The sequence below is a fragment of the Jatrophihabitans sp. GAS493 genome, assembly GCF_900230215.1.
In the GTDB taxonomy this organism is placed as follows: Bacteria; Actinomycetota; Actinomycetes; order Mycobacteriales; family Jatrophihabitantaceae; genus MT45.
Genome location: NZ_LT907982.1, coordinates 700,506 through 724,301, shown reverse-complemented (window position 1 = coordinate 724,301; position 23,796 = coordinate 700,506). Strand labels below are relative to the sequence as shown.

The following is a 23,796-nucleotide window of genomic DNA, read 5'->3' as shown; positions in this document are numbered from 1 at the left end:
AGGCGCCCCGCCGCCAGCGGGAGGGTTGTTGACGGCGAGGCGCTGTGCTCACGGTAGCTGGTACTTCGTCGAATGGACATATGCCGAATGCTGTTTTTCGCGCTGAGCGGAGAAATTTCCCGCCCGATGAACAACAGATGTGAGACGGGTCGCAGATTCGTCCCGTTCCCGGGGCAAGAGCCGTCGTGTGTGACCCGAGACTCATGCAGTCGAGTCGGTACGTATCTTGGTTTCTGTGAGTTTCTCCTTAATATGTAAGGCAGTCTGTAGCCATCCCCAACCAGGGACTATTACTCCCTGGTTGGATTCTGCGCAGGCGTCGATAATTGGGTCATGACCAATCGTGTGGAGCTGGCGGAGTTTCTGCGGCTTCGCCGCGAGTCCCTTCGTCCCGCGGATGTCGGGCTCGCGCCGGGAGTTCGTCGCCGCACGCCGGGGCTGCGACGGGAGGAGGTGGCCCAGCTCGCCGGTATGTCCACCGACTACTACAGCCGGCTCGAGCAGGCCCGCGGTCCGCACCCCTCCGACCAGATGCTGGCGTCCCTGGCCCGGGCGCTGCGCCTGGACGCCGACCAGCATGACCACCTCTTCTACCTGGCTGGTGCGACTCCACCGCCGCGCCGCTCCAGCGCCGGGCATCTGCGGCCGGGGCTGGTTCGGCTGGCCGACCACCTCGACGATGTGCCGGTCTGCATCATCTCCGACCTGGACGAGGTGCTCTGGCAGAACTCGACCGCCGACCTGGTCTTCGGTCCGCTGTCGCCTTGCCCGGGCCGGGAGCGCAACTTCACCTGGCAGTGGTTCACCGATCCGCAGCGCCGGCTGCGTTACCCGGTCGAGGATCGACGGCGGCATGCCACGGCGCACGTGAACGACCTGCGAGCCACCGCAGCGCGGCGCGGGGGCGACCCCGACGTGGAGTCCTTCGTCGCCGACCTGCGGGCGGCCAGCGCCGAGTTCGACGAGCTCTGGCGAAGGCATGATGTGGCCGCCCGGCAGTTCGACCGGAAGCGGATCGAGCACCCGGAGGTCGGTCGGCTGGAGCTGACCTGCGAGGTGCTGCTGACGCCGAGCGCGGACGTCCGGATGCTGGTCTTCTTCCCGACCGAGGGGACGGATGCCCGTGACCGGCTCGACCTGCTGCGGGTGATCGGTTCACAGAACCTGAGCCCGGCCGCGGTCACTGAGTAATCTCGGGGGAGTGACGACCGCCGCCGATACCCGTTCCGCTGCGGTAGCGCTGGCCGAGTTTCTCGCGCAGGCCGAACCCGCGGCGGCGGTGCTCGGGGGCGCCGGGATGTCTACCGAGTCGGGGATACCCGATTACCGCGGCCCGAGTGGTTCGCTGCGGCGGCACACTCCGATGCAGTTTCAGACGTTCATGAAGGACGCGAAGGCCCGGCACCGGTACTGGGCCCGCAGCTACCTCGGCTGGCCGGCGATGAAGGCGGCCCGTCCGAATTCCGGACATCGCGCGCTCGCCGATCTGCAGCAGGGCGGGGTCGTCTCGACGATCATCACGCAGAACGTCGACGGCCTGCATCGGGTGGCCGGCGGCAGCCGGGCCGACATCATCGAACTGCACGGCGGGTTGGAGCGGACGGTCTGCCTCAACTGCGAGGCGGTCGGTAGCCGGGCCTGGCTGGAGGAGGCGCTGCACGCGGCCAACCCCACCTTCGAGGCCCATATCCAGCGGATCAACCCCGACGGTGACGCCGACATCGCCGAGGAGGAACTCGACGGATTCGTGATGCTCGATTGTCCGGTCTGTGGCAGCGGGCCGTTGAAACCCGACGTCGTCTTCTTCGGCGAGACGGTGCCCCGCCCGCGGGTCCGGCAGGCCTTCGACGCCGTCGACCGGGCCGGTGCTCTCCTCGTCCTGGGATCGTCGCTGCAGGTGATGTCGGGGTATCGGTTCGTGCTGCACGCAGCCAAGGCCGGCAAGCCGGTGGCCATCGTCAACCAGGGGCCGACCCGGGGCGACGCCTACGCCGACCTGCGCATCGACGCGCCGTTGGGTGAGTTGCTACAGGTACTGGCCGGTGCCACTGTGCTCGCCGGGGGCCTGCCCGGCAGCGCCGCCGAACGGGCTGCCACCGGCGCCGAACTCGCTACCTGAGGTGTGCCCGATGATCTGCCCACCCGGCCCGACGATCACCGCGTCGCCGCCGGCCCCGGGCAGGGCGCGGCGGCGCATCTCCTCCAGCTGAGCCCGCGCGGCCAGCTGCTGCGCGTACAGCGCGGTCTGAATGCCATGGAAGAGCCCTTCCAGCCATCCGACGAGCTGCGCCTGGGCGATTCGCAACTCAGCCTCGGAGGGCACTTCGTTCTGGAACGGCAGGGTGAGTCTGTGTAGCTCGTCACGTAGTTCAGGAGCCAGGCCCTGCTCCAGCTCACGAATGGAGGACTCGTGGATCTCGCGGAGGCGGGAGCGACCGGCCTCATCCAGCGGCGCGGCCCGCACTTCCTCCAGCAGTTGCTTGATCATCGTGCCGATGCGCATCACCTTGGCCGGCTGCTCCACCATCGCGGCCAGGTCGTCGGCGTCACCGCCGGAGCCGCGCTCGGAACCGGTTTGCGAGGCGTTGCCATTCACAGCTTCACCAGGCACAGTGTCCAGTGACGCGGCTGGCCCCGACGCGAGAGAATAGTCTTCGGTCTGGTGGTCGGCGGGCGTCTCTATGTTCATACCCACAGTCTGGCCTATGACGATCCGCTAACGTCAACCGCTTGGGCTGTCGTTTGTAGTTGCAGAGACTTTGACTTACCTATTTGACCTGAATCGGGGGAACGGCACGGTGTTTGACGTCGCACGTGTCCGCGGCTTGTACCCAACGCTCGGATCCGGCATCGCGCACCTGGAGGGCAGCTACAGTGCCCTACTCCCCGAGACCGTGGTGCGGGCGATCATCACCACGCTGCGCTCCTCCCCGGCTCAGCCCGGCTCCCGCTCGGCCCGTTCGCAGCGCAGCGCCGCCGCCGTTCGCGACGCCCGGCGGGCGGTCGCCGATCTGGTCAACACCCCGGCCGACGACGTCATGCTCGGCGCGAATGTGTCGACTTTATTGGGTCGTTTCGTCGATGTCGTGTCTCAGGACTGGCAGCTGGGTGACGAGATCGTGCTCAGCCGGCTCGACCACGACGCCAACGTGCGGCCGTGGCTGCGGGCGGCGAAGGCCAGCGGCGCGATCGTGCAGTGGGCTGAGGTGGACGTCGAGACCGGCGAGCTGCCGGATTGGCAGTACGAGAAGCTGATCAACCGGCGCACCCGGCTGGTGACCGTCCCGCTGGCCAATCCGGCCACCGGCACGGTGCCGGCCACCGGGCACATCTCGGAGATGGCCCACGATGTCGGGGCGCTGGTCGTGGTCGATGCCGGTGCTGCGCTGCCCCACATGCCGATCGACATGGTGGCGCTCGGCGCTGACGTCCTCTCCATCTCGGCCACCACCTTCGGCGGCCCGACGCTGGGCATCATGGGGGCCCGTCCGGGGCTGATGAGTGAACTGGAGCGGCCGGGTTCGCTGCCGGGCCGGCAGCGCTTCGAGGTCGGCTCACTTCCGGTCGAGCTCATCGACGGTCTCACCGCCGCGATCGACCACCTGGCCGGACTCGACGAGTGGGCGGTCGGTAGCCGCCGGGAGCGACTGGTCACCTCGTTGACCGCGGCCGGCGAGTATCAGTCGAAGCTCTTCGACGCGGCCCGGAATCGGTTGGAGCGGTTGCGTGGAGTGACCCTGCTCGGCTCCTCCGAGACGCGATTGCCCGTTGCCGGATTCACCGTCGCCGGACGCAGCCCGACCCAGGTCGGCGAGATGCTCTACGACTACGACGTGTCGGTCTGGACCGGCGAGAACGGCCTCACCGAGCTGATGCGAGCGATCGGCGCCGACGAACTCGGGGGCACCGTGCACTTCGGAGTCATGCCGCACACCACCGGCGACGAGATCGACCAGTTCATCGACGCGCTGAGCATGATCGCCCGCCGCTAGCGGGTCCGCAGAACGACCTTGCCGACGTGCTCGCTGGACTCGAGCAGCCGATGGGCCTCGACCGCGTCGTCCAGCTGCAGGGTGCGATCGATGATCGGCCGCACCAGGCCCTGCTCGATCAGCGGCCAGACGAAGGCCTGGGTGCCGGCGACGATGCGCGCCTTGTCGGCCAGCGTGCGGGCCCGCAGCGAGGCGGCGATGATGCTGCCCCGCTTCATCAGCAGCTTGCCGAGGTTCAGCTCGCCCTTGTTACCGCCCTGCAGTCCGAGGACGATGAGCCGGCCACCCAGCCCGAGGGCGTCCACGTTGCGCGGCAGATAGGAGGCGCCCATGTTGTCGAGGATGACGTCCACCCCGCCTCCGTCGGTCGAGCTGCTGACCACGTCGACGAAGTCCTGCTCGCGATAGTTGATCGCGACGTCGGCTCCGAGCTCGCGAGCTATCCCGACCTTCCGCTCGGTGCCGGCGGTGGCGAAGACGCGCGCCCCGAAGGCGTGGGCCAACTGGATGGCCATGGTGCCGATGCCGCTGCTACCGCCGTGGACGAGGAACGCCTCGCCGGTCTGCAGCCGTCCGGTGTCGAAGACCATGGACCAGACGGTGCAGGTCACCTCCGGCAGCGCCGCGGCGTCGACGAGTGAGACACCGGCAGGGACCGGCATCAACTGGCTGGCCGGGGCGGCGACCTTCTCGGCGTAGCCGCCGCCGCTGAGCAGCGCGCAGACCTGGTCCCCGACGTGCCAGCCGCCCCCGTTCACGCCTTCGCCGACCGCGCTGATGGTGCCCGAGCACTCCATGCCCAGATACGGCGACGCCCCCTTCGGCGGCGGGTAGTGACCCTGCCGCTGCAGCAGGTCGGCCCGGTTGATCGCCGTTGCGGCAACGTCGATGACGACCTCGCCGGCGGCGGGTACCGGGTCCGGCACCTCCTGCACCTGAAGGACTTCTGGCCGGCCGGGTTCGGTGATGACGACAGCGCGCATGCCGTTGACCCTATGACCCCGTCCCGTTGTCGGTTCAGCTGGTTACGCTTGCGCCATGCCCAAGCTGTGGACGGACGACGCTGATGACACCGACGGCGTTGACGACCAAGCCGCGGGAGACGCCCAGCGCACGGTTACCGGGCGGCTGCAGCTGGCCGACTGGCGGCGCCGGGTCGCCCGGCTCTATGCGCAGGTCCGGGCTGAGGAAGATCCGGCCGCCGGCCACGCACTCTGGCGGGCCGGCCGGGACGAACTCTTCCGGGAGCACCCGCAGAGTCCGCTCCTGCCCGACAGCGAACTCTTCACCACCGGCCTGCCCTACTGGCCCTACGATCCGCGGCTGCGTTTCGAGGTGCCGCTGCTGCCCACCTCGGAGCCGCTCACCCTGCAGGTACCGACCGCGAGCGACGGCCTCATCCCGCTGCGGCGGATCGGGCAGGTGCAACTTCCGGCCCCGCTCGATGCCTCGCTGGACGTCTGGTGGCTTCAGCAGTATGCGGGCGGCATCTTCCTGCCGTTGCGCGACGGCAGTTCCGGTCGGACGAGCTACGGCGGCGGGCGGTATCTGCTCGACACGGCGAAGAGCGCGGACCTGGGCGGCAGCGCCGAGACGCTGGTCCTCGATCTGAATTTCCTGTACCACCCGTCGTGTCGGTACAACCCGGCGTGGGAGTGCCCGCTGGCTCAGCCGGGCAACACGATCGGCTTCGACGTCCAGGCCGGCGAGCGACTGACGGCGTAAGGAGCAGCACGCCCAGCACCGGCTCCGACGCCACAGAATGCACAGAACGCCGCCCCGAGCGTCCAAAGTGGACACTCGGAACGGCGTCTGCTTTTGAAATAGCGCGCTGGGCCCCGTTACACAATCGCCCGATCGAATCCCCCGATGCCATCAGGCAACTGCATCTTCATTCCCGCGCAGCTTATGTCGTACCTGAGGTACGACATAAGTGATATTCGCGTGGAAGGGGGTCTCAGTCAAGGACCATTTGTGAATGTGCTACCGATCACAACTGATGGGTACTGTAGTCAGACCGGGGCAACTTCACAGGCTGACAACTCGCGTTGAATTCCGTCCAAATAGGTCGTTCCGTATTGGGAAATCTGCTCCCAGAGCGGGGCCAGTGGCCGATCCCCCCACCACTCCAAGAGCAGCTTGCCGCGCCCGGCCACCCGGCCATAGCGAGACATCGCCTCGACCAGATCGGCCACCGCGTCGTCATTGCGTCCGGCCAGCGCCGCGGCCAGGGCTCGCATCTCGACGACCTGACCCTGGTTGTACACACGGCCGGCCGGGTCGACGAGGCTGCTAACCCCAGCGAGCATCCGGTACGCCGATACTGCATCTCCTTGTTGAGCAAGCACCTGGGCCTCCAACCAATTGCAGTACTCAGCGTCGGCGCCGGCGGCGCGGAGCTGTTGAACGAGATTGGCCGCGTCATCCGGCTGATTCGCCCCCAAGGCCAGGCGGGCCATGAAGTCGGTCGCCTGGACGAACTCGGGGCCACGCAGTGGAAGGTCGCGCACGCCGACGAAGGCATCGACGGCGCCTTGGCGCTGCTCGCAGGCCATCAGGCTCCGTCCGAGGTCGAGGAGCACCCGGGCCAGCTCAGCCGGATCGGCACACCCCGCGTCGTGCAACTGCTGCAGTTCTCGCAGGCCGAGCACGGCATTACGGGCGGCCTTGCCGCGGGCCTCGTCGGCGTCGGCGTAGCCGATGTGCCGGAGTCCGCGGGCAGTGGCGATGCCGAGCTTCAGTTCGGAGCCATCGGCGTGGCAGACGCGCTCGTGGATCTGGCCGCGCCAGCTGGCCCGATCCCGGCGGAATAGGCGCAGCGGGAAGGAGGTGTAGCTGTCAGCCCCGTCGGTGCCGCTGAGATTGTCTATCTGGACTCGATAGCCGTCGACGTTCTCCGCGGCGAGCAGGGGTCGCAGCGCCGCCGGATCGCCGGTGAAGCGGTCGTCGGCGTCGATGCTCAGGATCCAGCGGCCGGTGGCCGCGACCAGGGCGGCATTGCGGGCGCGGGCGAAGTCGTCGTCCCAGTAGCCCTCGATCACCCGGGCGCCGAGGGAGCGGGCGAGTTCGACGGTGCCGTCGTTCGAACCGGTGTCGTAGACGATGATCTCGTCGACCAGGGGGTGAAGCGAGCTCAAGCAGTCGGCGAGGCGACCCCGCTCATTGCGCACGATCAAGCATGCCGACAGCTCGCAGCCGAGGTTCCCCACGGGTTTCAGATCGGCCGCTACTTCAGGCGCCTTAGCGATTTCCGCGGTCGAATGTCATTCGACTTCCGAAGGACCGGAACGGCGACGGCGCTGCAACCGAATCCCCCGATTACGGTAAGCATGCACATCGCCGCTCCGGTCTTGCGAAGCCGCTGGGGCCCACTGCGACGTGGCCCAATTCTCCCCGTGGTTGTCCAGTTGCTGCAACTAGCGGCTGAACAAATGTCGGTGGGTGTGATCACAATGTAAATTCTCGACAAGCAAATAGCGACACTTCGTACAAAGCGCTGCACCAGAACGCACTTGTGTGCCACATTTCAGGCAGGTTAGCCGGGATGTTTACGAATTGGTACCCGGTGTACCAGATAAATTGCCTTCGCCGGAAAGTACTCGAATTCATAAAACGCTGCATGTTTGTACATTCCGAGGAAACAACATCGCATTCACGGCGGCGTCGGCCGCGGTGTCCGGCGAGGTGTCGAACGCCGGCACTAGCATGGGGTCATGTACCTGGCGACCACCGACGAGGGCAACGCACTGCTCGAACGCGATCCGCTGGCCCTGCTCATCGGGATGCTGCTGGACCAGCAGATCCCGATGGAGAAGGCGTTCACCTCGCCCTCGGTGCTCGCCGAACGCATGGGCTCGGTGACCCTGGACGCCCGCGAGATCGCCGCCTGCGATCCGGAGCGGTTCGAGGAGATCTTCCGGCAGACTCCTGCCCTGCATCGCTTCCCGGCGGCGATGGCCAAGCGGGTCCAGGCGCTGGCCGAGATCCTGGTAGCCGACTACGACGGCAACGCGCAGCGTGTCTGGGCCGGCGTGCGGGACGGCGACGAGCTGGTGGCCCGGATCGGCACCCTTCCCGGTTTCGGCGATCAGAAGGCGCGAATCTTCGCCGCGCTCCTGGGCAAACAGTTCGGGATTCAGCCACCCGGTTGGCGCGCGGCGGCCGGCGCCTACGGCGAGGAGGGTTCGCAGCGGTCAGTCGCTGATGTGACCGATGCCAAGTCCCTGCAGGCCGTGCGGGCCACGAAACAGGCGGCCAAGCAGGCACTCAAACAGGCGGCGATGCAGCCCGCCGATTAGCTGGGCCGACGCGTCGGTCGAACGGGCGAATCTCAAGTTGAGTGCAAGAATGCATGAGGTCGGCCCACAACGACGTGTGCCGACACCCTGACAAAGGTTGAGCACCGCGATGAGCCAGCTATGACGAATGACCTCAGCAGCGACAGCCTCAAGAAGGTCTTCCTCCGCCGATATCTGGCCCAGGCCCAGGCCCAGTTGAGCGACCGCAGCGTTGCCGAACTCGACGATGCGGCGCAGGATCACCTTGCCCTCGGGTGGGTCCGGGCGGCCGAGGCGAATCTGGTTAGCGTCGCCCATCTCGACGGCGACACCACCGCGATCAACATCGTCACGCATGACGCGCCGTACCTGGTCGACTCGGTGCGGGCCGAGCTGGAGCGGCTCGGGTACGAGGTAGAGGCCGTCCTGCACCCGCAGCTCGTGGTGCGCCGCGACGACGACGGGAATCTGGTCGAGGTCTTCGACCTGGACGACGATGCCGAGCTGCCACCCGGGGTCATCACCGAATCCTGGATCCACACCGAAGTCGAGGCCCTCAGCGTCGAGCAGGAGTCGCTGGTCCGCTCCGAGCTTGAACTCGCGCTGCAGGACGTTCACTTCGCGGTCGACGACGCCCCCGAGACGTACGCGCTGGCCCGCTCGCTGGCCGACGGTCTCGCCGCCGATCCCGGCCAGTTCGACCGCTCCACCAGCGCCGAAGCCGGCGAACTGCTGCGCTGGCTCGTCGACGGCAACTGCATGATCGTCGGGCACGCCGCCTACTCGGCCAACGAACTGGCTAGTGGCGGAAACCCCTCCGAGGGGGAGCTGCGTGGCGTTCTCCGGGGCGATACCAAGCTATCCCCGCTGGAGATCCTCCCGGCCTTCCGCAGCGGAGCGCCGCTGGTGATCTTCAAGTCGCCCCTGGTGTCTCGGGTGCGCCGCGCTGACCGTTATGACTGCATCACGGTGGTGACCGCGGCCAAGGACGGTTCCGGGCAGACCATCCATGTTTTCCTGGGCCTCATCATCGACACCGGCGAGGAGTGGATGGCTCGGGTTCCGGTCGTGCGCAAGCGCGTCGGCGAGATCATGCGCCGCTCCGGGGTGCGGCCGAACAGCCACACCGGGCGTCAGCTGCTGGCCGCCCTGCGCACGCTGCCCCGCGACGAGCTGCTGGCCGCGCCGACCACCGACCTGCTTCGGCTGGCCGAACTGGTGATGGATCGGGCCGAGCAGGATCGCGTCGGCGTCTTCGCCCGCGTGCACCTCAACCGCGACTTCGTGACCGTGCTGGTGTATTTCGGGGCTGACCGGCTCGGCCCGGAGACGCGGCGAAAGGTGGCCAAGACGGTGATGTCCTACTGGCCGGGCACCGTCATCTCCCGCGACGACCGGATCGTCGAGCTCGGGCTGGCCCGAATGCAGTTCCTCATCGCGCTCCGGCCGAACGCGGCCACGCCGCAGCCCGACCGGCAGGTCGTCGAGGCCGAGGTGGCCCGGCTGACCCGTCGCTGGAGTGACGATCTGGCCGACCTTCTCACCATCGCGGCCGGGGAGGAGCGCGCCCGCCGGCTCCTTCCGCAGTACGCCGGGGCGTTCCCGGAGGCGTACAAGGCGGATTTCAGCGCCAGCACCGCAGTGACGGATGTATCCCGGCTGGACGACCTCCCGCCCGAGGACGGGTTGGCGTTTCAGCTCTACACCCCAGCCGCGGGCGAACAGGCCGATCGACGGCTGAAGATCTACCGCACCGGACGTCCGCTCTCGCTGGCCCGGACCCTGCCGATCCTCTCGCAGATGGGGATCGAGGTCCTCGACGAGCGTCCCTACGAATTGAATCGGCCCGGGTCGCTGAAGGCCTGGATCTATGACTTCGGCTTCGCCGTACCGCACGATGTGAACCTTGACGCCGAGCGGGCCAGCGACGTCATCGCCACGCTCCGCTCGCTCTGGCGCGGGGACATCGAGCAGGACGGCCTGAACGCACTGGTGCTGCGGGCACGGATGACCTGGTGGCAGGTGAACGTCTTGCGGGCCTACGTGAAGTACCTGCGGCAGGCCGGCATCCCGTTCAGCCAGGGGTACGTCGTGCAGGCACTGACCGACTATCCGCAGATCGCCCGCATGCTGGTCGAGCTCTTCGAGGTGCGCTTCGATCCGTCACGCGAGGGGCTGCCGCACGTCTCCGGCACGAACGGGGCAACGAACCCGCAGGACGTGGATCTGGCGGTGGACCGGCCGGTGCTCGAACAGATCAACGACGCACTCAGCGACGTCGCCAGCCTGGATCAGGACCGGATCCTGCGCTCGCTGCTTGGCCTCATCTCGGCGACCCTGCGCACCAACGCCTACCAGCACGAGAGCAGTTCGGCGCTGGCCATCAAGCTCGACCCGCGGCTGGTGGCCGAGCTGCCGGAGCCGCGCCCGCGTTATGAGATCTGGGTCTACTCGCCGCGGGTGGAGGGGGTGCATCTGCGCTTCGGTGCGATCGCGCGGGGTGGATTGCGCTGGTCGGATCGGCGCGAGGATTTCCGCACCGAGGTCCTCGGTCTGGTGAAGGCGCAGATGGTGAAGAACGCCGTCATCGTCCCGGTTGGGGCCAAGGGGGGATTCGTCTGCAAGCAGCTGCCCGATCCGCAGAACGACCGGGAAGCCTGGCTGGCTGAGGGCATCGCCTGCTACCGACTCTTCATCCGCGGGATGCTCGACCTCACCGACAACTATGCCGCCGACGGTTCGGGGAAGGTCGTCGTCCCCGATGGGGTGCGCCGCTACGACACTGACGACCCGTACCTGGTGGTGGCGGCCGACAAGGGGACCGCGACCTTCAGCGACATCGCCAACGGCATCGCGATCGACTACGGGTTCTGGCTGGGTGACGCCTTCGCCTCGGGTGGCTCGGTGGGATACGACCATAAAGCTATGGGGATCACCGCCCGAGGCGCCTGGGAGTCGGTGAAGTTCCACTTCCGCGAGCTGGGCGTCAATACCCAGACTGACGATTTCACCGTGGTCGGCATCGGTGACATGTCCGGCGACGTCTTCGGCAACGGCATGCTGCTGTCGGAGCACATCCGTCTCGTCGCGGCCTTCGACCACCGGCACATTTTCCTCGATCCGAACCCGGTCGCAAGCGCTTCCTTCCCCGAGCGGAGGCGGCTCTTCGACCTCCCGCGATCGAGCTGGGGTGACTACGACCGCAGTCTCATCTCCGAGGGCGGAGGGGTCTTTCCCCGTACTTTGAAGGCGATTCCGATCTCGCCCGAGGTCCGAACCGCGCTCGGCATCGAGGGTGACGAGCCGACGATGACGCCCCAGGCGCTGATCCGGGCCATCCTCACCGCCCGGGTCGACCTGCTCTTCAACGGCGGAGTCGGCACCTACGTGAAGGCTTCGACCGAGGTACACGCGGCGGCCGGGGACAAGGCGAATGACGCGGTTCGCATCGACGGCAATCAGCTGCGGGCGGCGGTGGTGGGCGAGGGCGGCAATCTGGGCTTCACCCAGCCGGGACGGATCGAATACGCCCGCAACGGCGGGCGGATCAACACCGATGCGATCGACAACTCGGCCGGCGTGGACACCTCCGACCACGAGGTGAACGTCAAGATTCTGCTCGACCGCATGGTGGCCGCGAAGACCCTGCCGGCCGAGGAACGCAACGTCCTGCTGGCCTCGGCGACCGACGCGGTCGCCGAGCACGTGCTGCGCGACAACTACGAGCAGAACGTTCTCCTCGGGATCGGTCGCGGCAATGCCCGCAAGATGATCAGCGTGCATGCCCGCTTCATCAACACGCTGGAGAAATCGGGGCAGTTGGATCGGGCGCTGGAGTTCCTGCCCACGGAGAAGGAGCTGGCCGCCCGCCGCTCGGCCGGCGACGGGCTCACCTCGCCCGAGCTCGCGGTGCTCGTCGCGTACGCGAAGATGACGCTGGCCGCGCGCATCGACGACTCCACGCTCCCCGACGAGCCGTGGTTCCAGCGTGTGCTCAGTGGATACTTCCCGCCGCAGATCCTGCAGCGCGCCGAGGGCGGGCTGCAGAGCCATCCGCTGCACCGGGAGATCATCACCACCTGCGTCGTCAACGACATGGTGAATCGCAGCGGCGCGACCTTCGTTCATCGGGTCGTCGAGGAGACCGGGGCCGACGTGGCCCAGATTGCCCGCGCCTACACGCTGGTGCGGGAGGTCTTCGGCCTCGACGCGCTCTGGCGCGACATCGAGGCGCTGGACAACGTGGTGCCGACGGCGGCTCAGTGTGCGGGCTACCAGGAGATTCGGCGCCTCATCGACCGGGCCACCCGCTGGTTCGTCGACGTGCGGTTCCCGATCGCCGAAGTGGCCCGCGAGGTCGAGCGATTCGGCCCGACGATCGCCGCGCTGACTCCGAAGGTGCTCGGGCTGCTCGGTTCGGTCGAGCGGGCCAACCTGGAGGGCGAGATCCAGCGGCTGAAGGATGACGGGCTGCCGGACGAGATCGCGCTGCGGACCGCGGAACTGCTCACGGCGTTCCTGCTGCTGGACGTTGTCGAGATCGCGGTGGCCACCGACCAGCCGGCCGAGCAGGTGGCGGCCCTGCACTTCCAGGCCTCGGAGCTGTTTCGGGTCGACGAGTTGCTGAACATGATCACCGCGCTGCCCCGCGACGATCGCTGGTCGGCGCTGGCTCGAGCCGCGCTGCGCTACGACGTCTACGCGGCGCTGTCGGCGATCACGCGGGGGGTGCTGGCCAGCACCCCGGCCACCGAGAGCCCGGCCGAGCGGCTGGAGCAGTGGCGCGATGCCAACGTCGAGCGGGTGAACCGGACGCTGACCACGATCGGCGAAGGGCTCGCCCGGGACAACGTCGACCTCGCCACGCTGTCGGTGGCGCTTCGCGTAATGCGAAGCCTCCCCGTCTGAGCGGCATTGGGAACAGCTGTCCGGTCTTGTCGTGAGCGCGGCCAGTTAGGAGGCTGCTGCGTTTCCCAGTGCGAGCTCGGCCCAGACGGTGCTGGTCGCGTCCGAGCGGATCACGCCCCACCGGTCGGCCAGCGCCTGCACGATCCGCAGACCGCGTCCACCGGATTCGAAGGTGCCGGTTTCGCGCACGTGAGGGGTCTCCGCGCCTCCACCGTCGGTCACCCGCAGCACGACCGCGTCATCACGCAGATCCCAGGCGACCTCGATCCGCCCGGAGTCCAGCGGGCGGGCGTGGCGGATGGAGTTGACCAGCAGTTCGCCGAGCACCAACTCAGCGTCGTCGATGATCTCTGGAGCGAGCGAGAGCATCTGCAGATTTCGGGCCAGTCCGTGCCGAACCGCAGTCACACTGTCCGCGTCGGGGGAAGCCCATGTCGTGAACATGTGCGCGCCCCTTCCCTTGTTCGACCGGCTGTCCAGCCTGATACGAACTCTTATGCCCAAGCGTCACGATCGGTAAACCTCGACCGCGGTCGGTTGCAGTTATGGTTGCACACTCATTTAACCTGAGCCAGCCGCGACAGCACCAAATCCGGACGATTCGAGATGACGGCGTCCACCCCGAGGTGCAGAACGTAGTCAATGTCATCGGGTTCGTCCACAGTCCACACATAGACAAATGAGCCGCGAGCGTGCGCCCGGTCGACGTAACCGGGGTTGGATCGCAGGATGTGCAGGCCCGGTCCGCTGATCGGAACGCCGACCGGCAGCGAACCGTCGCGGCGCCCCGGGAGCAACCGCTCGCTGAGCAGCACCGTGGGCAGATCGGGTGCGAGCAGCCGGATCCGGCGCAGCGCCAGCGGAGCAAAACTCATCACGGTGACCGGTGCGGCCTTGGCCCGGTCCTGATCGAACGGGCGTGGACGGCTCGGTTCCCCGTTCAGATCACCGAGCTCGCCGGCCCAGCCGAAGCGGTGCAGTGCCTTCACCACCTCGATCTCGACCAGGCCGCCGTAGCGGGTCGGGTGCTTGGTCTCGATCAGCAGTCGAACCGGCCGCGGAGCATCCCGGACCAGCGTCAGCAGCGCGTCCAGGGTGAGGACGCGCCCATGGTTGTCCTCGTCCGGAGCAACGTCGGCCAGGTACGCGTCAGTCCGCCAGGACGCGAAGTCCAGGCTCTCCAACCGCTTCAGATCCATCGAACTGACCGCGCCCCGCCCATCGGAGGTGCGGTTCACCGTCCGGTCGTGGACACAGACGAGATGGCCGTCGCGGGTCATGCGAACGTCGCACTCCAGTGCGTCCGCGCCGCCGTCGATCGCCGCCTTGTAGGCGGCCAGGGTGTGCTCCGCGACGTCGAAGGACGAGCCGCGGTGCGCGACCACGAGCGGGCGCTCGACCCGGGGGAGTGGGGGCCGGGTTCGTTGAGATATTCGGGCACGCACCACGCTGGTGGGAGTGGGGCGCGTCAGCGGGCTTCGAAGCCGTTCGCGCGGGGGCACGGCTTCATCTTGCCTGGTGAAGGTGGCCGCGTCATGACCAACCGGTGAAATCGGCGCCGCGTGGCGGAATGGTTCGGTTACGCCACTTGCGGTGGCGTGCCATCCTCGCTGATCATCGGCTTACCGGCGGTGGCCCAGGCCAGCATGCCGCCCTCGAGGTTGGTCGCGCGGTAGCCCTGCTGGTTGAGCCAGGCCGTGACCTGAGCCGAACGCCCGCCCATCTTGCAGACGACCACCACGTTGGCGTCCGGGGTGATGGCGCCGGCATCGTAGGAGAGGCGCTGCGGCAGGTCGTTCATCGGGACGTGCAGCGCACCGTCGATGTGCCCGGCGTTCCATTCGAAGTCCTCGCGGACGTCCAGCAGGACGGCGTCGCCGGAGATCTCGCTGACGTCGACCGTGGGGATCTGGTGATGGGGATGCATTCTGACCAGTCTGCCCTACTTGAGCAGCCGGGACATCCGCCGGTCGGCCAGCCCGCGCCCCTCGGTCTGACAGGTTGGGCAGTACTGGAAGGACTTGCTGGCGAAGGAGACCTCCCCGATCGTGTCGCCGCAGACCGGGCACGGCAGACCGGCCTTCCCGTGCACCGCGAGGCCACTGCGCTTCTCGCCCTTCAGGGTCGCAGCCTTCTGCCCGACCGAGCGCTGCACGGCCTCGGTCAGCTCGGCTCGCATCGCCTCGAAGAGCCGGGCCAGTTCGTCATCGGTGAGTTTCGCGGTGTTCTTGAACGGCGAGAGACGGGCCGCATGCAAGATCTCATCGGAGTAGGCGTTGCCGATTCCAGCCAGCACATTCTGGTCGGTGATCACGCCCTTGACCTGGGCCCGGTGCGAGCGCAGCAACTCGGCGAACTCCGCCTCGTCGAGGCTGAGGGCGTCCGGGCCGAGCCGAGCGATGCCCGGTACCTCCAGCGGGTCGCGGACCAGGTAGACGGCCAGCCGCTTCTGGGTGCCGGCTTCGGTGAGGTCGAAGCCACTGACCGGTCCCTCCTGCCCGGTGGCCTCGTCGAACTCCGGCGCCAGGTGCAGCCGTAGCGCGATCGGCCCCTTGCCGCCCGGGCGAGGGGGCGCGGCCGGCAGCGAGTCGCGCCACTGCAGCCAGCCGGCCCGGGAGAAATGCGTGATCAGATGCAGCCCGCTGACGTCGATGTCGAGGAACTTGCCGTGCCGGCCGGCGCCGGTGATCGGTGCGCCGTAAAGGGCCGACAGCGGCGGGTCGAAGGTCTTCACCGCGCTGAAGGACGCGACGTCGATCCGCATCACCGTGCGGTCTACCGCGCGCTCGCGCAGGAAGGCGGCCAACGCCTCTACCTCAGGAAGTTCGGGCACCTTACGAGCCTAAGCGGGATCGGCGGGTTTCGGCAGGCCCGGGCACCCGATCGGCGTTCGCCCAGCGCGATCTGCGGAAACCGGCCCGGCTAGCCTGAAGTCGTGCCGGGGGGTGAACACAACGCCGAGCGAGCCCGGTTCAGCCGGCGCCGGAAGGTGCTCGTCGCGCTGCTCGCGCTGGTGGCCGTCTGGCTCGCGGCCTGCACGATGCTGCTGGTCTTCCCCTCGGTGGACTCGCCGACGAAGGCCGACGCGGTGGTCGTGCTCGGCCCACCCGGTGCGGCGCGGTTGAAGGAGGCGATGACTCTGCTTGACGACGGCGTAGCCACGAATCTGGTGATCTCGGTGAACAGCGTCAAGCAGCGGGCGGCGAACGCGCTCTGCCGGAACCCGCCGGCCGGGATCACCGTGCACTGCTTCCACCCCGACCCGCCGACCACGCGGGGTGAGGGCGCGAGCTGCAGAAACTGATCAGCGCGAACGGCTGGACGTCGCTCGCCGTGGTGACCTCGAAGTACCACATCACGCGGGCCCGGTTCATCCTGAACAACTGCACCGACGGCGCGCAGATCAGCATGGTGGCGGCGAGTTCGGAGCGGATCTCACCGGTCGAATGGGCCTACCAGTACCTGTATCAGACGGCCGGTTTCGCCAAGGCTCTGCTGCAGTTCCGATGCTGACACCCGACGCGCAAGTACCGGACGCGCAGCCACCGGCCGGCCGGCCGCCGCTGGACGTGGTGGCCTGGGTCTGCCTGCGGGACGGGCTGCTGCTGCACGTACGCACCCGTGGCAACAGCGCGTTCTACGTCCCCGGTGGCAAGCGCGAGCCGGGGGAGAGTGACGCCGAGGCGCTGCTGCGCGAGGTGCGCGAGGAGCTGGGCGTGCTGCTGGATCCGTCGTCGCTGCGCCTGGCCGCGACCATCGAGGCGCCGGCCCATGGCGTGCACGAGGGGCGCCAGGTGCGAATGCTCTGCTTCTTCGCCGACCCGCTGCCCGGCTCGCCGCCGGCGGCCCCGGCGTCGGAGATAGCCGAACTGCGCTGGCTGGCCCTCTCCGACGGCCCGATCACGGCCCCGGCCGATATCCGGTTGATGGAACTACTGGTGGCCCAGGGTCTGCTCGATGCGTCCCGTGCGGTTTGATGGAGGCATGACAAATCTCGAGAAGCCAGTCATCGAATTCCCAGCCGGAGATGCGCCCGAGGATCTCGACATCCTGGACATCGTCGTCGGTGAAGGCGCTGAGGCGGTAGCCGGCGCGACGGTCAAGGTGCATTACGTCGGTGTCGAGCACGACAGCGGCGCCGAGTTCGACGCGTCATGGAACCGCGGCGAATCGATCGAGTTCCCACTGCAGGGACTCATCCAGGGTTGGCAGGAGGGCATCCCCGGCATGAAGGTGGGTGGCCGTCGCCAGCTCACCATCCCGCCGGAGAAGGCCTACGGGCCGGCCGGGTCGGGCCACCGACTCTCTGGAAAGACACTCATCTTCGTCATTGACCTGCTCGGCGTCCGTTAAGCGGACTAGCGCAATGCGCGAGGTGCCGATCAGGGAGAACTCGATCCGTCTCGGGCAGCTGCTGAAGCTGGCCGACGTGGTTCAGAACGGGTCGGACGTGAAGGAACTGCTGGCCTCGGGCGAGGTTCTGGTGAACTCCGAGGTGGAGCTTCGCCGGGGTCGGCAGCTGGTGCGGGGTGACCGGGTGCGGGTCGGCGTCGAGGAGCTGCTCGTCAGCTGACGGTCGCTCGCGCCGTCGCCGGCCGGGCGACGGCGAAGAGAACGACCAGCCCGGCGAAGATGGCCAGGGCCAGGTAGGGCAGGAAGATCCCGATCAGGGTGCCCGTCGCGTAGCAGGCCGTGCCGCCGCAGGAGCGCAGGACGTCCTTGCGGATAAGGGCGTTCGTCGTGCCGCGCCGCCGGATCTCGGGGTGATGGTAGATGTGCAGCCACATCAGCGAGAACGTCGTGCCGAGGGCGATCATGGTGAGCCCGTAGAGCCCGACCGCCGCCTGCAGGTGCTCGGAGGAGCCGTCGCGCACGTACTCCGAGAGCACCGACGTCGGGAACGGGATGAAGGCGATGACGGCCAGCAGCCCGAGGTTGCTGTACAGCAGGCCGTGGTCGGCGAACTCAACCGTGTGCAGCATGTTGTGGTGGTTGACCCACATGACGCCGATCGTCAGGAAGCTGATCGCGTAGGCCAGGTAGTGCGACCAGTTGTGCCCAAGCGCGTGCCAGAGGCTGGCGTGCGCGTCGACTTCGGGGAGCTTGATGTCCAGCACCAGCAGGGTGATCGCGACGGCGAAGACGCCGTCACTGAACGCCTCCATCCGGGCCTTGGTGGGGCGCGAGTCGACGCTGCTCATTCCTGCGGCGACATGTTGTAGGTGATGAGGTTGGTGGCCGTGGCCACCCGGTCGTAGGCGGTGCGGGCGCGGATGTTGGTGTCGGAGGTTATCCAGCGCACCACGTCCCAGCCGTTGGTGCGAGCTAGGTGTCGCAGTTGCGCCAGTAGTGCGTCGACCGCGCCGCTGCCTCGGTCTTGCGGGGCGACGAAGAGATCGTCGAGGTAGCAGCCGATGGCGCCGTGGAGCGGGCGGGCGAAGGCCCGATAGTGAGCCAGCCCGGACGCGGGTGCGTCCTCGTGTCTGCGCACCACGATCCCGTTGACCTCGTGGGTCGGGTCGTTGAGCCAGCCCCAGACCCGGTCTAGCTTCTCCGCGTTGGCCGGCACCTCGTAGAAGTCGCAGTAACCGGTGTAGAGCCGCTGCCAGGTGTCGTGATCGGTGGGGCGGAGGTCGGTGACGATCCAATTCGGGTCGGGCATGGGGAGAGCGTAAGCCGCCACCCCAACCGGTTTTGGCACAGCGACAGGGATAGTCCCTGTCGCTGTGCCAAAAGTGGAGGGCTAGGTGGAGGGCTAGGTGGAGGGTTAGGCGGCCTGCGTGGCCTCCTGAGTGGTGGCCTCCAAGGCCTGGGCCACGATGTCGGCCACGTCGGCGACTAGGCGGACGTCCAGCGCCTCCAGCACCTCGGCCGGCACGTCGTCCAGATCCGGCTCGTTGCGAGCGGGCAGGAAGATCGTCTTCAGTCCGGCTCGCTGGGCCGCCATCAGCTTCTGCTTGACCCCGCCGATCGGCAGCACCCGACCGTTCAGGGTCACCTCGCCGGTCATCCCGACGTCCGAGCGAACCGGACGTCCGGTGGCCAGTGAGGCCAGCGCGGTCACCATCGTGACTCCGGCCGACGGGCCGTCCTTCGGCACCGCCCCGGCCGGCACGTGGATGTGCACCGAACGCTCCAGCGCCGCTGCGTCGATGCCGAGCTGGCTGGCGTGCGAACGGAGGTAGGAGACCGCGATCTGCGCCGACTCCTTCATCACGTCGCCGAGCTGGCCGGTCAGGGTCAGCCCTGCCTTCGACTCTCCGGCCTGCTCGGGCGCGGCGGCCTCGATGAAGAGGACGTCGCCGCCCAGACCGGTGACGGCCAGGCCGGTGGCCACCCCGGGGACGGAGGTACGCTCAGCCGTCTCGGGCGTGAAACGCGGCCGCCCGAGGTAGTCGCGCAGCTCGGATTCCCCGATGATCAAAGGAGATTCCGCACCGCCGGCCAACTTGGTGGCCACCTTGCGCAGCACCTTGCCGATGCCTCGCTCCAGCTGCCGCACACCCGCCTCGCGGGTGTAGTCGGACGCGATCTGTCGTAGCGCCTCGTCGGAGATCTCCACATCGTCACTGCTCAGCGCGTTGCGCTCCAGCTGCCGGGGCAGCAGGTGCTGACGGGCGATGGCGACCTTGTCGTCCTCGGTGTATCCGTCCAGGGTCACCAGTTCCATCCGGTCCAGCAGCGGGCCGGGGATCTGGTCGACCGTGTTGGCGGTGGCGATGAAGAGCACGTCGGAGAGATCCAGTTCGATCTCCAGGTAGTGGTCGCGGAACGTGTGGTTCTGAGCCGGGTCGAGCACCTCGAGCAAGGCCGCCGCGGGGTCACCGCGGAAGTCCGAGCCGAGCTTGTCGACCTCGTCCAGCAGCACCACCGGGTTCATCGAGCCGGCCTCCGCGATCGCCCGGACGATGCGTCCGGGCAGCGAGCCGACGTAGGTGCGCCGGTGACCGCGGATCTCCGCCTCGTCCCGGACGCCGCCCAGCGCGACCCGGACGAACTTGCGATCCAGGGCCCGGGCGACGCTCTCGCCGAGCGACGTCTTGCCGACCCCGGGCGGGCCGGCCAGGGCCAGCACGGCACCGGAGCCACGGCCGCCGACGACCGACAGGCCCCGTTCGGCCCGCCGGGCGCGGACGGCCAGGTACTCGGTGATGCGGTCCTTCACGTCGTCCAGGCCGTGGTGATCGGCGTCGAGGACGGCCCGAGCCGCAGCCACGTCCGTGCTGTCTTCGGTGCGCACGCTCCAGGGAAGCTCCAGCACCGTGTCCAACCACGTGCGGATCCATCCGGACTCCGGGCTCTGCTCGCTGGCCCGCTCCAGTTTGCCGACCTCGCGCAGCGCAGCTTCCCTTACCTTCTCGGGTAGATCGGCGGCCTCGACGCGTCCGCGGTAGTCATCGGCGCCCTCCGGCTCGCCCTCGCCGAGCTCCTTGCGGATCGCCGCGAGTTGCTGGCGCAGCAGGAACTCCCGCTGGCTGGCCTCCATGCCTTCACGGACGTCATCGCGGATCTTCTCGGTGACCTCCTGCTCGGCCAGGTGGGTGCGGGTCCACTCGATGAGCGCCCCCAGACGCTCGGAGATGTCGGGCGTCTCCAGCACCTGGCGCTTCTGCTCGGGAGTCAGGTAGGAGGCCCAACCGGCGGTGTCGGCCAGCGTCGACGGGTCGGTGATCTGCTTGACCGAGTCGATGATCTGCCACGCGTTGCGACGTTCCAGAACGGCTACGACGAGTTTCTTGTACTCGTCGGCCAGCTCCTTCGTCTGCTCGGTGGCCGGCGGGGTCTCGACCAGTTCGGCCTCGACCCAGAGGGCGGCGCCGACGCCGGTTACGCCGTGCCCGATGCGGGCGCGTGCCTCAGCCCGCAGCACCGCACCGGGACGGCCGCCCGGGAGTCGGCCGATCTGCTCGATCGTCGCCACCACGCCGAAAGTCGGGTAGCGGTCGGCGAGGCGAGCGGTGATCAGTAGCGTGTCGTCGGAGCCGGCCTGCGCGGCGTCGACCGCCGCCTGGGCCTTCTCATCGAGCTCGATCGGTACGACCATGCCAGGCAGGATGACCTGGTCGGTCAGGGAGAGAACCGGAAGTTCAAGGGTCTTCGTCATGTACTTGTCCCCTTCAGGGAATTGAGTCATAGAGGCTCAAGTCCGGCGGCGGGGTCGTTGTTCCGGCTCCCAGGGGTGATCGCTCTCGGCGAACTGACCGGTGTGGGTCGTCGTGCGACACCGTGATGAGCGGCCACTTGCTCGGTCGGAATCGGGGAAGTCTTCTTGCCGGATCTCGGGAGGAAACTCCCCCGTCGCAAACGACGGACCCGCACTGCCGTAGATCGGGCGTCTCCGATGCTTGGCAGCTAGCTCGGAGATTCCGTAGGCCCAGCGCAGGCGCGGGAACTATGGGTGTTCGTGTCTTGACTAGCGGTAGCAGTCTATGTAAGTCTCTTCCCACTCCGGCACCGCGGCTTCGACACTGCGACTGCCGCGCCGACACAGCTTGGAGGGGCTATGCCACGGCAGAAGAGGTTCACAATTCGCTATCTGATCATCGCCGTCTGCGTCGCCGTGATCGCCATTTCCGGCACCCTGACAACCGTGGCTTCGGCGACATCCATCAGCGCGGTGCCCTACACCGACTTCGCCAGCCCCAGTGGTGCGACGCCTGCCATCCAGTGCACCAAGAAGCCAGCCGAACGATCCGGCGCTTGGGCCTGCATCGACACGTCCTCCGTTGCAACCCCCAGTGTCTCACCAGACGCCACACCATCACGCTCGGTGTTCTGCGACAACCACGGCTGCTGGACAGTCTTCAATGACTTCTTCGCTGAGTTCAACACCACGACGATCACCTACGGAATCGGTGCCAAAGTCCTCGGCAACGAACATATTCTCATCGAGTGGCACCTCACCGGTGCCCAAACCGTCGCCTCCCCGGTGCAATCACGTAACTCGAACTACACGGTCAACACCATCTTCAGTGGGGCCTTGTATAACGGTGCCGTTGGCAAAGCCAACGGCGGATCGCTTGTGCATTCATGCGGTCCAAACACGAGGCCGGCCGCCTCGGCCAGCTACCTGGTCAGCTACCCCGGCGGATGCAACCTGTACGACAATCACAACTACGACCACAACATGGTGATCGAGACGTCGTGGAAGCTGTCAGGGTACGAAGGGTACTGGTGGGCGTATCAACGAAGTCCAGTCATGCACGCACCAGACAAGGCGATCTACCGGTTCTCCACCGCTTCTGCCCTCCCCGGCAGCTACGCCGCCGCCGGTTACAACGGATAGGCTCTAACTCATGAAAATCCCTTATCAGGATTTTGTCACCGACGGCGACGCGCTCGCTGAACCTAGCCCCAACCCCGACTTCACTCCAAACGTCGTGCTCCAACCGGTCGGGCGCTCCAGCGACTGGCGCGCTGTCTGGGCTCAAGACGCAAACAACGGCCACGAGGAATTTATCGGGCCGCAGGCCGACGTGATCGAATGGGCGTCGGACCGGTGCCCCAATGTACTTATTTTCTCCGAAGAAATTCAGGACCTTGTACCGTTACGACGGGGACATAATGATGGCTGACATTACCGATGTTGGCACTTCCCGTCGTCGCACGTTCTGGATCATCGGCCTGCTCGCCAGTGCGACTCTGCTCCTCGCAGCTGCACCGGCCAGCAACAAGTACGAGGACTGGCGGTCCAGAAGCTCACACACCATCAATCAGTGTGCGTTGCCCCTTAGCGACCGCACCGGCGGTTGGACCTGCTGACCATCGAATGAGGGCGCGGCCCCACGTAGTCGTCGCTCCGCCTCACGGAACGTGAGTCCATGTGGCGAGCCAGGGTAGCTCGGCCGTCATCCCGCCAGCGCAACCTTGAGCCAATCGTTTCGTTGACGTAGAAGGTTGTGCATGTACTTGTCGAGCACGACGCGGTCGGCGGTGGTCCCGAGTGGCGCGAGCGAGGACTTGAATTCCACCCTGTCCACCATGAGTGTGGCTCCAGATTCCTGCGCTTCGAGGGTGTGCTCGTGCCACCCGAAGCGAAACGGTCCTCGTGTTTGCTCGTCAACGAAGCGCGTTGGGCGCTCGAACGCGGTGATCATCGACATCATGCGGAACGGAAGCCCGAAGTGGCGCGCGTGCCACGTCCCACTCTCACCCATCTTCATGGTCCCGCTCGTTACGCCCGAGATCGCTCGTTCATCTGACAGACCCATCGACGCCGTGTGGGCATCTACCGACAGTGACAGGTCGAAGCATTCTTGGACGGAAGCGTTGATGATCCTTTCGAGACGGAGAGACCGCACGGGTAAGCGTAGATCTACCATCTCGCCGCCCCTACTTGACTGATGCCCTCACGGTTAATTCGTGTCGTGGGTTGAGGTGCCCGATTCCATCCACGCGCTGAGCAGGCGTGCGTCGCCAGCCGCAGCCAACAGATCGTCGTCGGCAACTTGCTGAGCGGACGCGCAGTGAATCGCGTCGTAGCCACGCAGTCCGTGGGTCAGCGCAATGTCGGCGGCGGCGCGAACCAGGCGGTCATCCGGTTCCACGATCTCCATCTCAGTCCAGAGGGTGTTGAGTGCATTCAAGTGGGTAGGTACCCGGATTTCAAGTTTCAGCCG

Annotated in this window: 25 protein-coding genes; 13 read left to right on the top strand and 12 right to left on the bottom strand. The window is 67.2% G+C overall.

Going from position 1 to position 23,796, the window contains the following annotated elements:
• Window positions 1-333: 333 nt before the first annotated feature.
• Together CPH63_RS03320 and CPH63_RS03315 are read left to right on the top strand one after the other, a co-directional pair.
• Window positions 334-1,191 (top strand): helix-turn-helix transcriptional regulator, encoded by an 858-nt coding sequence (locus CPH63_RS03320; protein ID WP_096301562.1) that lies wholly within the window; start codon window positions 334-336, stop codon window positions 1,189-1,191.
• A gap of 10 nt (window positions 1,192-1,201) precedes the next feature.
• Window positions 1,202-2,119: an NAD-dependent protein deacetylase gene (locus CPH63_RS03315; protein ID WP_197704551.1), complete on the top strand. Its 918-nt coding sequence runs from the start codon at window positions 1,202-1,204 to the stop codon at window positions 2,117-2,119.
• On the opposite strand, the gene CPH63_RS23370 is transcribed toward CPH63_RS03315, so the two are convergent.
• Entirely contained in the window at window positions 2,027-2,689 is a 663-nt protein-coding gene (locus tag CPH63_RS23370) for a bacterial proteasome activator family protein (RefSeq protein WP_096301560.1), read from the bottom strand. The two genes, CPH63_RS03315 and CPH63_RS23370, sit on opposite strands and share 93 nt — an antisense overlap.
• Before the next feature lie 109 nt (window positions 2,690-2,798).
• On the opposite strand from CPH63_RS23370, the gene CPH63_RS03305 reads away from it, so the two are divergent.
• Complete coding sequence (locus CPH63_RS03305; protein WP_157749245.1) at window positions 2,799-3,992, top strand: aminotransferase class V-fold PLP-dependent enzyme; 1,194 nt, start codon at window positions 2,799-2,801, stop codon at window positions 3,990-3,992.
• Here the strand turns inward: CPH63_RS03305 and CPH63_RS03300 are convergent.
• A complete protein-coding gene (locus CPH63_RS03300; RefSeq protein WP_096301558.1) occupies window positions 3,989-4,975 on the bottom strand; it encodes an NAD(P)H-quinone oxidoreductase in 987 nt (328 codons plus the stop codon). The genes CPH63_RS03305 and CPH63_RS03300 overlap by 4 nt on opposite strands.
• 55 nt (window positions 4,976-5,030) lie before the next feature.
• On the opposite strand from CPH63_RS03300, the gene CPH63_RS03295 reads away from it, so the two are divergent.
• Window positions 5,031-5,717, top strand: coding sequence for a DUF1684 domain-containing protein (locus tag CPH63_RS03295; protein ID WP_096301557.1), 687 nt, complete (start codon window positions 5,031-5,033; stop codon window positions 5,715-5,717).
• Window positions 5,718-6,004: 287 nt separating this feature from the next.
• On the opposite strand, the gene CPH63_RS03290 is transcribed toward CPH63_RS03295, so the two are convergent.
• On the bottom strand, window positions 6,005-7,201 hold the full coding sequence (locus CPH63_RS03290) for a glycosyltransferase family 2 protein (protein ID WP_256385812.1): 1,197 nt from the start codon (window positions 7,199-7,201) through the stop codon (window positions 6,005-6,007).
• 504 nt (window positions 7,202-7,705) lie between these two features.
• On the opposite strand from CPH63_RS03290, the gene CPH63_RS03285 reads away from it, so the two are divergent.
• On the top strand, window positions 7,706-8,290 hold the full coding sequence (locus tag CPH63_RS03285) for an HhH-GPD-type base excision DNA repair protein (protein ID WP_096301555.1): 585 nt from the start codon (window positions 7,706-7,708) through the stop codon (window positions 8,288-8,290).
• Window positions 8,291-8,410: 120 nt separating this feature from the next.
• Window positions 8,411-13,177 carry an NAD-glutamate dehydrogenase gene (locus CPH63_RS03280; RefSeq protein WP_096301554.1) on the top strand — a complete coding sequence of 1,589 codons (4,767 nt, stop codon included), beginning with the start codon at window positions 8,411-8,413 and terminating at the stop codon, window positions 13,175-13,177.
• 45 nt (window positions 13,178-13,222) lie between these two features.
• On the opposite strand, the gene CPH63_RS03275 is transcribed toward CPH63_RS03280, so the two are convergent.
• The 4 genes from CPH63_RS03275 to CPH63_RS03260 form a co-directional block, all read right to left on the bottom strand.
• Entirely contained in the window at window positions 13,223-13,621 is a 399-nt protein-coding gene (locus CPH63_RS03275) for an ATP-binding protein (RefSeq protein ID WP_096301553.1), read from the bottom strand.
• 113 nt (window positions 13,622-13,734) lie between these two features.
• The gene (locus CPH63_RS03270) at window positions 13,735-14,562 is read right to left on the bottom strand and encodes a glycerophosphodiester phosphodiesterase family protein (RefSeq protein WP_241895794.1); all 828 of its coding nucleotides are present in this window, start codon (window positions 14,560-14,562) and stop codon (window positions 13,735-13,737) included.
• Window positions 14,563-14,756: 194 nt separating this feature from the next.
• Window positions 14,757-15,104, bottom strand: coding sequence for a rhodanese-like domain-containing protein (locus CPH63_RS03265; protein ID WP_096301552.1), 348 nt, complete (start codon window positions 15,102-15,104; stop codon window positions 14,757-14,759).
• 15 nt (window positions 15,105-15,119) lie between these two features.
• Window positions 15,120-16,010 carry an Fpg/Nei family DNA glycosylase gene (locus CPH63_RS03260; protein WP_096301551.1) on the bottom strand — a complete coding sequence of 297 codons (891 nt, stop codon included), beginning with the start codon at window positions 16,008-16,010 and terminating at the stop codon, window positions 15,120-15,122.
• A gap of 102 nt (window positions 16,011-16,112) precedes the next feature.
• Between CPH63_RS03260 and CPH63_RS03255 the strand changes: the two genes are divergently transcribed.
• From CPH63_RS03255 to CPH63_RS03235, 5 genes are read left to right on the top strand one after another with little or no spacing between them, the layout of a single operon-like run.
• Entirely contained in the window at window positions 16,113-16,481 is a 369-nt protein-coding gene (locus CPH63_RS03255; protein ID WP_096301550.1) for a hypothetical protein, read from the top strand.
• Between the two features lie 32 nt (window positions 16,482-16,513).
• The gene (locus tag CPH63_RS03250) at window positions 16,514-16,690 is read left to right on the top strand and encodes a hypothetical protein (RefSeq protein ID WP_157749241.1); all 177 of its coding nucleotides are present in this window, start codon (window positions 16,514-16,516) and stop codon (window positions 16,688-16,690) included.
• Window positions 16,684-17,154 (top strand): NUDIX domain-containing protein, encoded by a 471-nt coding sequence (locus CPH63_RS03245; protein WP_096301548.1) that lies wholly within the window; start codon window positions 16,684-16,686, stop codon window positions 17,152-17,154. Before CPH63_RS03250 ends, CPH63_RS03245 begins: the two co-directional genes overlap by 7 nt.
• 7 nt (window positions 17,155-17,161) lie before the next feature.
• Window positions 17,162-17,530 (top strand): FKBP-type peptidyl-prolyl cis-trans isomerase, encoded by a 369-nt coding sequence (locus CPH63_RS03240; protein ID WP_096301547.1) that lies wholly within the window; start codon window positions 17,162-17,164, stop codon window positions 17,528-17,530.
• A gap of 13 nt (window positions 17,531-17,543) precedes the next feature.
• Entirely contained in the window at window positions 17,544-17,750 is a 207-nt protein-coding gene (locus CPH63_RS03235) for an RNA-binding S4 domain-containing protein (RefSeq protein WP_096301546.1), read from the top strand.
• On the opposite strand, the gene CPH63_RS03230 is transcribed toward CPH63_RS03235, so the two are convergent.
• The 3 genes from CPH63_RS03230 to lon form a co-directional block, all read right to left on the bottom strand.
• The gene (locus CPH63_RS03230; protein ID WP_096301545.1) at window positions 17,743-18,378 is read right to left on the bottom strand and encodes a TMEM175 family protein; all 636 of its coding nucleotides are present in this window, start codon (window positions 18,376-18,378) and stop codon (window positions 17,743-17,745) included. The two genes, CPH63_RS03235 and CPH63_RS03230, sit on opposite strands and share 8 nt — an antisense overlap.
• The gene (locus tag CPH63_RS03225) at window positions 18,375-18,839 is read right to left on the bottom strand and encodes a GNAT family N-acetyltransferase (protein ID WP_096301544.1); all 465 of its coding nucleotides are present in this window, start codon (window positions 18,837-18,839) and stop codon (window positions 18,375-18,377) included. The genes CPH63_RS03230 and CPH63_RS03225 overlap by 4 nt, the downstream gene beginning before the upstream one ends.
• A gap of 105 nt (window positions 18,840-18,944) precedes the next feature.
• Window positions 18,945-21,281 (bottom strand): endopeptidase La, encoded by a 2,337-nt coding sequence (lon, locus tag CPH63_RS03220; protein ID WP_096301543.1) that lies wholly within the window; start codon window positions 21,279-21,281, stop codon window positions 18,945-18,947.
• Between the two features lie 399 nt (window positions 21,282-21,680).
• On the opposite strand from lon, the gene CPH63_RS03215 reads away from it, so the two are divergent.
• Together CPH63_RS03215 and CPH63_RS22030 are read left to right on the top strand one after the other, a co-directional pair.
• Window positions 21,681-22,463 carry a hypothetical protein gene (locus tag CPH63_RS03215; protein ID WP_096301542.1) on the top strand — a complete coding sequence of 261 codons (783 nt, stop codon included), beginning with the start codon at window positions 21,681-21,683 and terminating at the stop codon, window positions 22,461-22,463.
• A 10-nt stretch (window positions 22,464-22,473) separates the two neighbouring features.
• Complete coding sequence (locus CPH63_RS22030; RefSeq protein ID WP_157749240.1) at window positions 22,474-22,752, top strand: hypothetical protein; 279 nt, start codon at window positions 22,474-22,476, stop codon at window positions 22,750-22,752.
• A gap of 273 nt (window positions 22,753-23,025) precedes the next feature.
• On the opposite strand, the gene CPH63_RS03205 is transcribed toward CPH63_RS22030, so the two are convergent.
• Window positions 23,026-23,340: an SRPBCC family protein gene (locus CPH63_RS03205; protein ID WP_206745636.1), complete on the bottom strand. Its 315-nt coding sequence runs from the start codon at window positions 23,338-23,340 to the stop codon at window positions 23,026-23,028.
• Between the two features lie 192 nt (window positions 23,341-23,532).
• Complete coding sequence (locus CPH63_RS03200; protein ID WP_197704549.1) at window positions 23,533-23,763, bottom strand: PIN domain-containing protein; 231 nt, start codon at window positions 23,761-23,763, stop codon at window positions 23,533-23,535.
• Between the last annotated feature and the right edge of the window lie 33 nt (window positions 23,764-23,796).